Origin of the sequence: Saccharothrix sp. 6-C, assembly GCF_016695385.1 — a bacterium.
In the GTDB taxonomy this organism is placed as follows: Bacteria; Actinomycetota; Actinomycetes; order Mycobacteriales; family Pseudonocardiaceae; genus Actinosynnema; species Actinosynnema texasense.
Map to the genome: position 1 here is coordinate 1,905,048 of NZ_CP064192.1, position 12,993 is coordinate 1,918,040.

General features: G+C 74.6%; 10 protein-coding genes and 1 riboswitch. Of the genes, 6 read left to right on the top strand and 4 right to left on the bottom strand.

Annotated elements, in window-relative coordinates; genetic code table 11:
• Window positions 1-5 precede the first annotated feature (5 nt).
• From IOD16_RS08835 to cobM, 4 genes are all read left to right on the top strand, one after another.
• Window positions 6-1,721, top strand: a complete 1,716-nt coding sequence (locus IOD16_RS08835) for an aminotransferase class V-fold PLP-dependent enzyme (RefSeq protein WP_201441265.1) — start codon at window positions 6-8, stop codon at window positions 1,719-1,721.
• 348 nt (window positions 1,722-2,069) lie between these two features.
• Window positions 2,070-2,456 carry a pyridoxamine 5'-phosphate oxidase family protein gene (locus IOD16_RS08840; protein WP_201439639.1) on the top strand — a complete coding sequence of 129 codons (387 nt, stop codon included), beginning with the start codon at window positions 2,070-2,072 and terminating at the stop codon, window positions 2,454-2,456.
• Complete coding sequence (gene cbiE, locus IOD16_RS08845) at window positions 2,453-3,616, top strand: precorrin-6y C5,15-methyltransferase (decarboxylating) subunit CbiE (protein ID WP_236594839.1); 1,164 nt, start codon at window positions 2,453-2,455, stop codon at window positions 3,614-3,616. Before IOD16_RS08840 ends, cbiE begins: the two co-directional genes overlap by 4 nt.
• Complete coding sequence (cobM, locus tag IOD16_RS08850; protein WP_201439640.1) at window positions 3,613-4,356, top strand: precorrin-4 C(11)-methyltransferase; 744 nt, start codon at window positions 3,613-3,615, stop codon at window positions 4,354-4,356. Before cbiE ends, cobM begins: the two co-directional genes overlap by 4 nt.
• A gap of 5 nt (window positions 4,357-4,361) precedes the next feature.
• Here cobM and IOD16_RS08855 read toward each other — a convergent pair whose 3' ends face one another.
• Window positions 4,362-5,435 (bottom strand): cobalt-precorrin-5B (C(1))-methyltransferase, encoded by a 1,074-nt coding sequence (locus IOD16_RS08855; protein ID WP_236594840.1) that lies wholly within the window; start codon window positions 5,433-5,435, stop codon window positions 4,362-4,364.
• 20 nt (window positions 5,436-5,455) lie between these two features.
• Between IOD16_RS08855 and IOD16_RS08860 the strand changes: the two genes are divergently transcribed.
• Window positions 5,456-6,175, top strand: coding sequence for a cobalt-precorrin-6A reductase (locus IOD16_RS08860; RefSeq protein ID WP_236594841.1), 720 nt, complete (start codon window positions 5,456-5,458; stop codon window positions 6,173-6,175).
• On the opposite strand, the gene IOD16_RS08865 is transcribed toward IOD16_RS08860, so the two are convergent.
• The 3 genes from IOD16_RS08865 to IOD16_RS08875 are packed head-to-tail and all read right to left on the bottom strand — an operon-like array spanning window position 6,150 to window position 9,237.
• Window positions 6,150-7,607, bottom strand: a complete 1,458-nt coding sequence (locus IOD16_RS08865; RefSeq protein WP_201439641.1) for a precorrin-2 C(20)-methyltransferase — start codon at window positions 7,605-7,607, stop codon at window positions 6,150-6,152. The two genes, IOD16_RS08860 and IOD16_RS08865, sit on opposite strands and share 26 nt — an antisense overlap.
• Complete coding sequence (locus tag IOD16_RS08870; protein WP_201439642.1) at window positions 7,604-8,230, bottom strand: precorrin-8X methylmutase; 627 nt, start codon at window positions 8,228-8,230, stop codon at window positions 7,604-7,606. Before IOD16_RS08870 ends, IOD16_RS08865 begins: the two co-directional genes overlap by 4 nt.
• Complete coding sequence (locus tag IOD16_RS08875; protein ID WP_201439643.1) at window positions 8,227-9,237, bottom strand: hypothetical protein; 1,011 nt, start codon at window positions 9,235-9,237, stop codon at window positions 8,227-8,229. Before IOD16_RS08875 ends, IOD16_RS08870 begins: the two co-directional genes overlap by 4 nt.
• 11 nt (window positions 9,238-9,248) lie before the next feature.
• Window positions 9,249-9,377: riboswitch (cobalamin riboswitch) on the top strand.
• Window positions 9,378-9,410: 33 nt separating this feature from the next.
• On the opposite strand from IOD16_RS08875, the gene cobN reads away from it, so the two are divergent.
• Window positions 9,411-12,977: a cobaltochelatase subunit CobN gene (gene cobN / locus IOD16_RS08880; RefSeq protein ID WP_201439644.1), complete on the top strand. Its 3,567-nt coding sequence runs from the start codon at window positions 9,411-9,413 to the stop codon at window positions 12,975-12,977.
• The last annotated feature ends 16 nt before the right edge of the window (window positions 12,978-12,993 follow it).

The window sequence follows — 12,993 nt, forward strand, 5'->3', positions numbered from 1 at the left end:
TGGTCATGCGCATCCCGTCGTCCTACCTCGTCCAGTTCCACGAGCCGGAGGGGTACCTGGACTTCGCCCGCTTCGGGCCGCCGTCGTTCGCCGTGGTGGACGCCTCCACGCGGCTGGTGGAGGCGGCGGTGTCGGCCGGGCCGTCCACGGTGGACGACCTGATGCGGCAGGAGCTGCGCGCGAAAGCGGCGGTGGCCCGGCTGTGCCGCGGCGACACCGACCACGTGACGCTGCTGCCGAACACCAGCACCGGGCTGTTCCAGGCGGCGCTGGCGGTGACCGGCGAGGTGCTGGTGTCGGCGGGGGAGTTCCCGGCGAACACCTACCCGTGGGCGCGGTCGCCGTCCGTCGACGTGTCGTGGCTGCCGCCCGGCCCGGTGACGCCCGACGCGGTGCGGGCGGCGTTGACGCCGGGCACGGTTGCGGTCGCGGTGAGCGCGGTGGACTTCCGCACCGGCTACCGGGCGGACCTGGCGGCGTTGCGCGAGGTGGTCGGCGACCGGCTGCTGGTGGTGGACGGCATCCAGGGCTTCGGGGTGGTCGACGAGCCGTGGGAAGTGGCCGACGTGCTGGTGGTCGGCGGGCAGAAGTGGCTGCGGGCGGGGTGGTCGACGGGGTTCATGACGCTGTCGGACCGGGCGCTGAGCAGGCTGGACCCGGTGCTGTCGGGGTGGACCGGAGCCGAGGACCCCGGTCTGTTCGACAACGGCATCCACGCGGTGGGCGAGGGGGCGGCGGGCTGGTCGATCACCAACCTGAGCCCGATCGCGTCGGGCGCGTTGGCGGCGGGGCTGGAGCTGGTCGAGGTGGCCGGCGTCGGGGCCATCCACGCGCGGATCGTTGAACGATCCGACGAACTGGTCGAGGTGATCCGCGCGGCCGGCGGCGAGGTCGTCTCCGCGCTGGACCGCCGCGCGGGCATCCTCGCGTTCACGCTGCCCGACCACCCGCCGTCGGTGGTCGGGGCGGCGCTGGCGGACGCGGGCGTGGCGGCGACCGTGCGGCCGGAGCACGTCCGCCTGTCGCCGCATGCCTCCACGACGTCGGACACCGTGGCCCGCTTCGCCGCCGCGGTGAAGGAGCTGCGCAAGCCGGCCGCCACGCCCGCGCCGGCCCCGCCGGTGACCTCCGAGGTGCTCACCGCCCTGATCCCGACGGTGAACAGCCTGGCCGCCGCGCTGGGACCGGGCACCGAGGTCGTGCTGCACGACCTCGGCGCCCTGCCCAACTCGATCATCGCCATCGCGGGCGACCTCACCGGCCGCAAGGTCGGAGGCCCGATGACCGACCTGCTGCTCGGCCTGGTCCGCCGCGGCACCACCCACGACCTGGCCGGTTACGAGACCTACGCGCCGGACGGGCGGGTGATCCACTCGTCCACCGTGTTCCTGCGCGACGCCGAGGGCGTGGCCGTCGGCTGCCTGTGCGTGAACAGCGATCCCGGACCCGACCGCCGCCCGGAGACCCCGGAGCCCGCCGGGTCGGCGGTCGAGGCGTTCCCCGGCGACGTCGACACGCTCCAGCGCCTCCTGGTCGAACGCGCGGTGTCCGCCGTCGGCGTGCCCGTGGACCTGATGAAGAAGTCCCACAAGTCCCAGGTGGTGCGGGTCCTGGACGAGGCCGGCCTGTTCCTCATCCGCGACTCCGTGGACCACCTGGCGGGCGTGCTCGGCGTGACCCGGTACACGATCTACAACTACCTCAACGAGATCAGGAGCTGATCACCTTCGCGCCCGGCGGCGTCACGGGCGGCGTTGGCCTCGTCGTCGGTGAGGGTCCTGGGTCGCGCGCCGAGCCGGTGATCGCCGGGTGCCTGGACATCCGGCCGGCACGGGGTGAGGTCCTGCAGCCGGGCGGCCACCCGTGGTCGTCAGAGGACAGGAGCCGGATGTCCGGGACGGCTTCGCGCAGCATCGGCAGCCGGTCCGGCCCGAGGCCGAGGGCCAGGCGGAACATGCGGTCCTCGCCGGTGCGGCGCGTGCACCGGGCGGCGCGGGTGATGGCGCCGGCCGGCTGAACCGGCGCGTCACGTTTTCCGCGACAGCCCGCGCGTGGCGCATGATGCACTCATGTTGTCGAGCAAGGGCGAGGGCTTCCGCGCGTTCTGGACCGAGCGCCACCTGTGCACGCTGACCACGATCCGACCGGACGGCACGCCGCACGTCGTGCCGGTCGGCGTCACGCTGGACGTGGAGACGGCCACCGCCAGGGTGATCACCTCGGGCGATTCGCACAAGGTGCGGCAGATCCTGGCGGCGGGCAGCGCTCCCGCGGCCGTGTGCCAAGTGGACGGACGCCGGTGGTCGACGCTGGAGGGCCGCGCGGTCGTGCGCCAGGAGCCCGAGGTGGTCGAGGACGCCGAGCGGCGCTACGCCGCCCGCTACCGCACGCCCCGGCCCAACCCGCGGCGCGTGGTGATCGAGATCGCCGTCACCCGCGTGCTGGGGACGGTGTGAGCGTCACGGTCATCGGCATCGGCGCCGACGGCTGGGAGGGCCTGCCGCCCGCGTCGAGGCACGAGATCGAGTCGTGCGAGGTGCTGATGGGCAGCACCCGGCAGCTCGACCTGGTCCCCGCGTTCGACCCGGACCGCCCGGTCGAACGGGTGGCGTGGCCCTCGCCGCTGGTGCCCGCGCTGCCCGGGCTGCTGGAGCGGCACGAGGGCCGCCGGGTCGCCGTGCTGGCCAGCGGCGACCCGATGTGCCACGGCATCGGCTCCACCCTGGTGCGGCTGCTGGGCGCGGCCCGGGTCCGCGTCGTGCCGCACCCGTCGTCGGTGTCGCTGGCGTGCGCGCGGCTGGGGTGGGCCCTGAACGACGTGGAGGTGGTGAGCCTGGTCGGCAAACCCGCCGCGCTCGTCGTGCCCCACCTGCACCCGGGACGGCGCGTGCTCGTGCTCGGCGGTGACCCGCGCGAGGTCGCCGCCCTGGCGCCGGACGCGCGGCTGACCGTGCTGGAGCAGCTGGGCGGACCGGGGGAGCGGGTGCACCACTCGCTCGACGACGCCGACCCGCTGCACGTGCTCGCGGTCGAGTGCGGCGCGGACGGCGCGTCGTTGACGCCCGGCCGGCCGGACGAGGAGTTCGAGCACGACGGGCAGCTGACCAAGCGCGAGGTGCGGGCGGTGACGTTGGCGCTGCTCGCGCCGCGCCCCGGCGAGCTGCTGTGGGACGTCGGCGCGGGTGCGGGCAGCATCGCGGTGGAGTGGTGCCGGACCCACCCGAGCTGCCGGGCCGTCGCGGTGGAGCGGCACCCCGGGCGCGCCGCGCGGATCGGCCGCAACGCGACGGCGCTGGGCGTGCCGGGGATCGAGGTCGTCGTCGGCTCCTCGCCGGACGTGCTCGACCTGGAGGCGCCCGACGCGGTGTTCATCGGCGGCGGCCTGACCGCCGACGGCGTGGTGGAGCGCTGCTGGGACGCGGTGAAACCCGGCGGGCGGCTCGTGGCCAACGCCGTGACGCTGGAGTCGGAGGCCGTGCTGACCCGGTGGCACGGCAGGCTGGGCGGCGACCTGACCAGGATCGAGGTGAGCCGGGCGACCGCCATCGGCGGCTTCACCGGTTGGCGCCCGCAGATGCCCGTGACCACGTGGGCAGTGACGAAGGAGAACGCGTGACCGTCCACTTCATCGGCGCCGGTCCAGGCGCGGCCGACCTGCTGACCCTGCGGGCGGCGCGGCTGCTCGCCGAGTCGCCTGTCTGCCTCTACGCGGGCGCGCTGGTGCCGGTCGAGGTCCTGGCGCACTGCCCGCCCGGCGCGCGCCTGGTCGACACCGCGGACCTGGACCTCGACGAGATCACGGCCGAGCTGGCCGCCGCGCACGCCGCCGGTCACGACGTGGCCCGCCTGCACTCCGGCGACCCGTCGGTGTTCAGCGCGGTGGCCGAGCAGATGCGCCGGCTGGACGCCCTGGGCATCGCCTACGACGTGACGCCGGGCGTGCCCGCCTTCGCCGCCGCCGCCGCGTCGCTGAACCGCGAGCTGACCGTGCCGGGCGTCGGGCAGACGGTGATCCTGACCCGCACGGCGGCCCGCGCCACGCCCATGCCGCCGGGGGAGGACCTCCCGACGCTGGGCCGGCCCGGCGCCACGATGGTGCTGCACCTGGCCGTGCAGCGCATCCTGGAGGTGGTGGCCGACCTGCTGCCGAACTACGGCGCGGACTGCCCGGTCGCCGTGGTGGCGCGCGCGAGCCGGGACGACGAGGTGGTCCTGCGCGGCACCCTCGCCGACATCGCCGACCAGGTGCGGGCGGCGGGCGTGAAGCGGACGGCCGTCATCGTCGTGGGCCGGGTGCTGACCGCCGAGGGCTTCCCGGACAGCCACCTCTACTCGACCGCCCGCAGCCGGTCGTGACGGCGTCACGCCCGGCCGACGACGACGCCCGCGCGGTCGATCACGATCACGTCCACGGCCACCGGCGCGCCGCGCAGCACGTCCTCCGCCGCGGCCTTGGCGCGGGCCGCGACCAGGTCGCCCAGCGGCACGCCCGCCGCCTGGCACACCCGCAGCGCGCCGAGCGCCGTGTTGGCGCCGGTGATGGCCGCCGCCAGGTCCGGGTCGCCCGCCAGGGACGCCAGGAAGCCCAGGTCGACCTGGGAACGCCCGGAGTGCAGGTCGAGGTGCCCGTCCGCGAGCTTGGACAGCTTCCCGATCCCGCCCGCGACCGTCAGCCGGGGCACGGGGTGGCGGCGCAGGTACTTCAGCACCGCGCCGGCGAAGTCGCCCATGTCCAGCAGCGCGTCCTCCGGCAGCCCGTGCACCGCCGCCGCGACCTTCTCCGACGTGCTGCCGGTGCACCCGGCCACGTGCTCGTAGCCCTGCGCCCGCGCCACGTCGATCCCGCGCCGGATGCTGTCGATCCACGCCGAGCACGAGTACGGCACCACGATCCCCGTCGTGCCCAGGATCGACAGCCCGCCCAGGATTCCCAGCCGCGGGTTCCACGTCTTGCGCGCCAGCTCCGCGCCGTGCTCGACCGAGATCGACACGACCACGTCCCCGCTGCCGCCGTGCTGCGCCGCGACCCGCGCGACGTGCTCGCGCATCATCTGCCTCGGCACGGGGTTGATCGCCGGCTCGCCGACCGCCAGCGGCAGGCCGGGCTTGGTCACCGTGCCCACCCCCGGGCCGGCCTCGAACACCACCCCGCTGCCCGGCGCGCCGTGCCGGACCGAGGACCCGACCAGCGCCAGGTGCGTGACGTCCGGGTCGTCGCCCGCGTCCTTCACGATCGCGGCGAACGCCCGGTCGGCGCCCGACTCGTCCCGGGCGAGCTCCTCGCGGGCCAGCGCGAAGGACGGCGTCTGGCCCTTCGGCAGCACGATCCCGACCGGGTCGGGGAACTCGCCGGTGAGCAACGCGGTGTAGGCCGCCGTGGTGGCGGCGGTGGCGCAGGCGCCGGTGGTCCAGCCGAAGCGCAGGTTCGTGCTCACGACGACAGGATGCAACAGCCGTGAAGACCGTGCTGGTACTGGGTGGCACGGGTGAGGCGCGGGCGCTCGCCGCCGCGCTCGCCGCCGCGCTCGCCGGCGTGCGGGTCATCTCGTCGCTGGCCGGCCGGGTGGCCGACCCGAAGCTGCCCGACGGCGAGGTCCGCGTCGGCGGCTTCGGCGGTGTCGAAGGGCTCGTGGCCTACCTGCGGGCCGAACGCGTGGACGCCGTGGTCGACGCCACCCACCCGTTCGCCGACCGCATCACCGCCAACGCCCTCGCCGCCACCACCGCCACCGGGACGCCGTTCCTCGTCCTGCGCCGACCCGGCTGGCCGCCCGAGGACGGCTGGGAGTACGTGGACAGCGTCGCCGAGGCCGCCGCGCTCGTCGCCGGCCGCCGGGCGTTCATCACCACCGGGCGGCAGGAGCTGGGCGCCTTCACCAGCGGTGTCGCGCGCACCGTCGACCCGCCCGACCCGCCGAACCCGCGCCTGCGCCTCGTGCTGGACCGCGGGCCGTACACAGTGGACGGCGAGCTCGCGCTGATGCGCGAGCACCGGGTCGAGGTGCTGGTCACCAAGGACAGCGGCGGACCGATGACGGCGGCCAAGCTGACCGCCGCCCGTCACCTCGGCATCCCGGTCGTCGTCGTGCGCCGACCACCGCCGCCGGACGCGCCGCTGGTGGAGACCGTGGCCGAGGCCGTCGACCGGCTCACCCGGGGTAGCGGCGCGGGGTGAACACCGTGCCGCGCGAGCTGACCCGGGTCTGCGAGGAACCGACCAGCAGCAGGCACCGCATGTCCACAGTGGACGCGTCCAGGTCGGCCAACCGCACCACCCGCACGGACTCCTCCGGGCCGCCGACGTCACGGCCCACGACCACCGGCGTGTCGGCGGAGCGGTGCCGCAGCAGCACGTCCCGCGCCTTGTCCACCTGCCACGTGCGGCTGCGCGAGGCCGGGTTGTAGATCGCCAGCACCAGGTCCGCCCGCGCCGCCGCCTCCAGCCGCCCCTCGATCACGTCCCACGGCTTGAGCCGGTCGGACAGCGACACCACGCAGTAGTCGTGCCCCAGCGGCGCGCCGACCCGGCTCGCCACCGCGTGCGCCGCGGTCAACCCCGGCAGCACCGTCACCGGCACGTCCGCGAACTGGTCCTCGGTCGCCACCTCCAGCACCGCGCTGGCCATCGCGAACACGCCCGGGTCGCCCGAGGACACCACGGCCACCCGCCGCCCGCGCTTGGCCAGGTCCAGCGCGAAGGCCGCCCGCTCGGCCTCCACCTTGTTGTCCGACGCGTGCCGCCGCTGCCGGGGGTTCGCCGGCACCCGGTCCAGGTAGGTCACGTACCCGACCAGGTCGTCGGCCTCCGCCAACGCCCGCCGCGCCTGCGGCGTCAACCACTCGGGCCCGGCCGGACCGAGCCCGACCACCACGACCCGGCCCTCGTCCGCCGACCGCCGGGCGGGCTCGCTCGGCAGCAGCGCCAACGAGAAGTACGGCACGCCCTCGGCGTCCACTTCGGACAGCGGGGCGGTGCGCTGCGCGCCGGTCGTCGCCCGCTCCACGTACCAGGCACCGTCCAGCCGGCCCGCCCGCGCCAACGCCTCCCGCACCTGCGGGAACGTCCGCCCCAGCTTCATGATCGCCACCGGGTCGCCGCCGGCCAGGTGCTCCACCAGCGCGTCCGCCGACAACGTGCCGGGCAGCACGGTCAGCACCTCGTCCCGCTCCACCAGCGGCCGCCCGATCACCGCCGCGCCCGCGCTCACCGACGTCACGCCGGGCACGACCTCGGCCTCGTACCGGTGCGCCAACCGCTTGTGCAGGTGCATGTAGGAGCCGTAGAAGAACGGGTCGCCCGCCGCCAGCACCACGACCGTGCGCCCGGCGTCCAGGTGCGCGGCCAACCGCTGCGCGCACTCCTCGTAGAACGCGTCGATCTCGCCCTGGTAGTCGTCGGAGTCCTCGGTCGTGACGGGGTAGACCAGCTGCTCCTCGACCTGGCCGTCCCGCAGGTACGGCGCGGCGATCCGGCGTGCCACGCTCCGACCGTGCCGCGCGCTGTGGAAGACGACCACGTCCGCCTCGCCGATCAGCCGCGCCGCCTTCACGGTCACCAGCTCCGGGTCGCCCGGACCCACCCCGACCCCGTACAGCTTGCCCGTCATTCTTCCTCGCTCGCGATCGCGTTGAGCGCCGCCGCGGTCATGGCGCTGCCGCCCCGCCGCCCGCGCACGACCAGGTACTCCACCCCGAGGTCGTTGGCCGCCAGCGCGTCCTTCGACTCGGCCGCGCCGATGAACCCCACCGGCACCCCCAGCACGGCGGCGGGCCGGGGCGCGCCCGCCGCGATCATGTCCAGCAGGTGGAACAACGCGGTCGGCGCGTTGCCGATGGCGACCACCGCGCCGGCCAGCTTGTCGCCCCACAGCTCCAACGCCGCCGCGCTGCGCGTGGTGCCCAGCTCGGCCGCCAGCTCCGGCACGCGGGGGTCGCCCAACGCGCACACGACCTCGTTGTCCGCGGGCAGCCGACGCCGCGTCACGCCCGCCGCGACCATCTGCGCGTCGCACAGGATCGGCGCGCCGGCCAGCAGCGCCGCCCGCGCGTCGCGCACCGCGTGCGGCGAGAAGTCGACGTCCGACACCAGGTCGACCATCCCGCAGGCGTGGATCATGCGCACCACCACCCGCGCCACGTCCGACGGGAACCGCGCCAGGTCTGCCTCGGCGCGGATGGTGGCGAAGGAACGGCGGTAGATCTCCGCGCCGTCCTTGACGTAGCTGGTCACCTGATCTCCTCGTACCCGTCGCCGGTCGCGACGAACTCCACCACGTCGCCGGCGGGCCGACCGCACCGGCGTGCGCAGCCCGACCAGTGCGCCCGGCCGGGCGTGGTCCGGGCGCCGATCCAGCGGGCCGCGTCGGCGCGCACGTCGGCCAGCGACTTGGCGCACCCCGGACGGCCGGTGCACGCGCTGACCCCGTGCCACGGCGAGTCCGGCGAGGTGAACAGGCCGGTCGTGTCGCTCCCGGCCGGCAGCACCAGGCTCCGCCACGGCGTGAGCCGGACCGGCACGCCGGCCAGGAGCCGCGCGTCCCACCGCCCGAACGGCACGCCCGCCACGACGGCGGAACCGTGCTCGCCGGGTGCGACGGGCGTCACACCCGGCTCGATCCGGGCGTCACCCGGAACGCCCAACGCCGCCGTGATCTTCCGCACACCGCCGTCCACTTCGGACAGCCGCCACGCGTCGCCGCGGAGCTGCCCGAACAGCCGCGCGGCGGTCACCACGGCCCCGACGGGATCGGTCACGCGCAGCCCTGAATCGTGCCCTGCCAGGAACAACGCGTCGCCGACCAGCCCGATGTCACCCGACAGGCCGCTGACCGCGCCACCCACCGTGACCAGGAAACGCCCGGGCAGGGACGCCAGGTCCGGCGCCGCGAGCAGCGCGGCGTCGATCTCGTCGACCAGCGCCTGGTTGTCGTCCAACGGGGCGGCCACGATGTTCCGCATCCGCTCGTGGCTCATCGAGGGCAGCAGGCCGACGTCGCGCAGCCGCGCGCCCAGCTCGTGCTCCGCCCCCGGCGCCAAGCCCCTGATCTGCAAGTTCGCCCGTGAGGTCAACTCGAGGAACCCGTCGCCGAGGTCCACCGCGGCGGCGCGCAGCGCGTCGACCCGCACGGCGTCCAACGTCCCGCCGGGCACCCGCACGCGCGCCAACCCGCCGTCGGCGGCCTGGTGCACGTCGACGGCGCCGGGGCAGGCGTCCGGGTGAGTTCGATCCGTGGGCATGGACTGGATGCTAACTGCCGTTAGGGTGACCTCCGAACGGCGAAGCAGCAGGAGGAAGCCGGTGTGAATCCGGCGCGGTCCCGCCACTGTGACCGGGCAGGTCCCGGGAGTCAGGAACTCCGCTCGCCGTACCCACGACCGGGGCGAGGACCCCCGAGGGATGGAGCCCGCACGTGATCCTGCTGTTGTCGACCTCCGACACGGACCTGCTGTCCGCCCGCGCCGGCGGCGCCGACTACCGCCTGGCCAACCCCGCCCGCACCGCCGTGGACGACCTGCCGACCCTGGTGGCGGGCGTCGACCTGGTGGTCGTGCGCATCCTCGGCGGACGCCGGATGTGGGAGGAGGGGCTGGACTGGCTGCTCGCCTCCGGCCTGCCGGTCGTCGTGCTGGGCGGTGAGCAGAACCCCGACGCGCCGCTGATGGAGCTGTCGACCGTGCCCGGCGGCGTCTGCGCCGAGGCGCACGCCTACCTGGCGCACGGCGGCGCGGCGAACCTCACCCAGCTGCACCGGTTCCTCTCCGACACGGTCCTGCTCACCGGCCACGGCTTCGCGCCGCCCGAGCCGACGCCCACCTGGGGCGTGCTGGAGCGGCAGGACGAGGTCGAGGGGCCGACCATCGCCGTGCTCTACTACCGCGCCCACCACGTGGCCGGCAACACGGCGTTCGTGCACGCCCTGTGCGACGCGATCGTGGCCAAGGGCGGCCGTCCGCTGCCGGTCTTCTGCGCCTCCCTCCGCACCGCCGAGCCGGCGCTGCTGGCCGAGCTGGGCGCCGCGGACGCCCTGGTCGTCACGGTGCTCGCGGCCGGCGGCAGCAAGCCCGCCGCCGCGTCCGCCGGCGGTGACGACGACGCCTGGGACGTGGGCGCGCTGGCCGCCCTCGACGTGCCGGTCCTCCAAGCCCTGTGCCTGACCAGCAGCCGTGCCGCCTGGGACGAGAACGACGACGGGCTGTCCCCCCTGGACACCGCCACCCAGGTCGCGATCCCGGAGTTCGACGGCCGGATCATCACGGTGCCGTTCTCGTTCAAGGAGGTCGACGACGACGGCCTCACGGTCTACGTCGCCGACGACGAGCGCGCGGCGCGGGTCGCGGGCATCGCGGTGCGCCACGGCAGGCTGCGCCACATCCCCCCGGCCGAACGGCGCATCGCGGTGATGCTGTCGGCCTACCCGACCAAGCACTCCCGCATCGGCAACGCGGTCGGCCTGGACACCCCCGCCAGCGTCGTGCGGCTGCTCACCGCGATGCGGGAGCAGGGCTACGACATCGGCGACGAGCTGCCCGGGGTGGCCGACCTCGACGGCGACGCGCTGATCCACGCCCTCATCGCGGCCGGCGGCCAGGACGCCGACTGGCTCACCGAGGAGCAGTTGCGGGGCAACCCCGTCCGGCTGCCGGCGGCCCGGTACCGGCAGTGGTACGCCACCCTCCCGGAGGACACGCGCCAGGGGATGGAGCGGCACTGGGGCGAGGCGCCCGGCGAGCTGTTCGTCGACCGGTCGCGGGACCCCGACGGCGAGATCGTCCTGGCCGCCCTGCGCTCCGGCAACGTCGTGGTCATGGTCCAGCCGCCGCGCGGCTTCGGCGAGAACCCCATCGCCATCTACCACGACCCGGACCTGCCGCCGAGCCACCACTACCTCGCCGCCTACCGCTGGCTGTCCGACGAGTTCGGCGCCGACGCCGTGGTGCACGTGGGCAAGCACGGCAACCTGGAGTGGCTGCCCGGCAAGACCGTCGGCATGTCGGCCGGGTGCGGCCCGGACGCGGCCCTGGGCGACCTCCCGCTGATCTACCCGTTCCTGGTCAACGACCCGGGCGAGGGCACCCAGGCGAAGCGCCGGGCGCACGCCACCCTGGTCGACCACCTCGTGCCGCCGATGGCCAGGGCCGACAGCTACGGCGACATCGCCCGGCTGGAGCAGCTGCTGGACGAGCACGGCAACATCGCCGCGATGGACCCGGCGAAGCTGCCGGCGATCCGGGCCCAGATCTGGACCCTGATCCAGGCCGCCAAGCTCGACCACGACCTCGGCCTGTCCGACCGGCCGGCCGACGACGGGTTCGACGAGCTGATCCTGCACGTCGACGGCTGGCTGTGCGAGGTCAAGGACGTCCAGATCCGCGACGGCCTGCACGTCCTGGGCCAGGCGCCCACCGGCGCGACCAGGGTCAACCTGGTGCTGTCGATCCTGCAGGCCAAGCAGATGTGGGCGGGCGAGGTCGCGGCCCTGCCCGGCCTGCGGGAGGCGCTGGGCCTGGCCGAGTCCGGCAACGACCGGACCGCCACCGACCGGGTCGAGGAGCAGGCCCGCGCGCTCGTCCAGGCGATGGAGGACGCCGGGTGGGAGGTGGCCGCGGCCCGCGGCCTCACCGACGACGAGGACGTGGCGCGCATCCTGGAGTTCGCCGCGCTGGAGGTCGTGCCCCGGCTGGCCCGCACCACGGACGAGCTGACGAACGTGCTGCACGCCCTGGACGGCGGCTACGTGCCGGCCGGTCCGAGCGGCTCGCCGCTGCGCGGCCTGGTGAACGTGCTGCCGACCGGCCGCAACTTCTACTCGGTCGACCCCAAGGCGGTGCCGTCCCGGCTGGCCTGGGAGACCGGCCAGGCGATGGCCGAGTCGCTGCTGGAGCGCTACCGCGCGGACACGGGGGAGTGGCCGCCGTCGGTCGGCCTGTCGGTCTGGGGCACGAGCGCGATGCGCACCGCCGGTGACGACGTCGCCGAGGTGCTGGCGCTGCTGGGCGTCCGGCCCGAATGGGACGATCAGTCCCGTCGGGTGACCGGTCTGGAAGCGATCCCGCTCGCCGAGTTGAACCGGCCGCGAATCGACGTCACGGTCCGGATCAGCGGCTTCTTCCGCGACGCATTCCCGCACGTTGTGGCACTGATCGACGACGCTGTGCGACTGGTCGCGAACTTGGACGAGTCGGCGTCGGACAACTACGTCCGGGCGCACGCCCAAGCCGATCTGGCGCAGCACGACGACCCGCGTCGGGCGACAATGCGGATCTTCGGCAGCAAACCGGGTGCGTACGGCGCCGGCCTGCTCCCGCTCATCGACAGCCGCAACTGGCGCGACGACGCCGACTTGGCCGAGGTGTACGCGGTGTGGGGCGGCTACGCCTACGGCCGCGAACTCGACGGAGTCGAAGCGCGGCCGGCCATGGAGAGCGCCTACAAGCGCATCGCGGTGGCGGCGAAGAACATCGACACGCGTGAGCACGACATCGCCGATTCCGACGACTACTTCCAATATCACGGTGGCATGATCGCGACCGTGCGCGCGCTCACCGGCAAAGCGCCCGCGGCTTATGTCGGCGACAGCACGCGGCCCGATGCGGTGCGCACCAGAACGCTCAACGAGGAGACGAACCGGATCTTCCGCGCCCGCGTGGTCAACCCGAGGTGGTTGGCCGCGATGCGCGAGCACGGTTACAAGGGCGCGTTCGAACTCGCGGCCACCGTCGACTACCTGTTCGGCTACGACGCCACCACCGGCGTGGTCGCGGACTGGATGTACGAGCAGCTCGTGGCGAGCTACGTGCTGGACCCGGTGAACCGGGAGTTCCTGGCCCGGTCCAACCCCTGGGCGCTGCACGGCATCTCCGAACGGCTCCTGGAGGCGGCCGAACGGGGTATGTGGGAGCACCCGGAGCCGGAGACGCTGGAAGCGCTGCGAAAGGCGTACCTGGAAACCGAGGGTGATCTCGAGGACGGCCGCTGAGCCGGCGGGCCGCCCG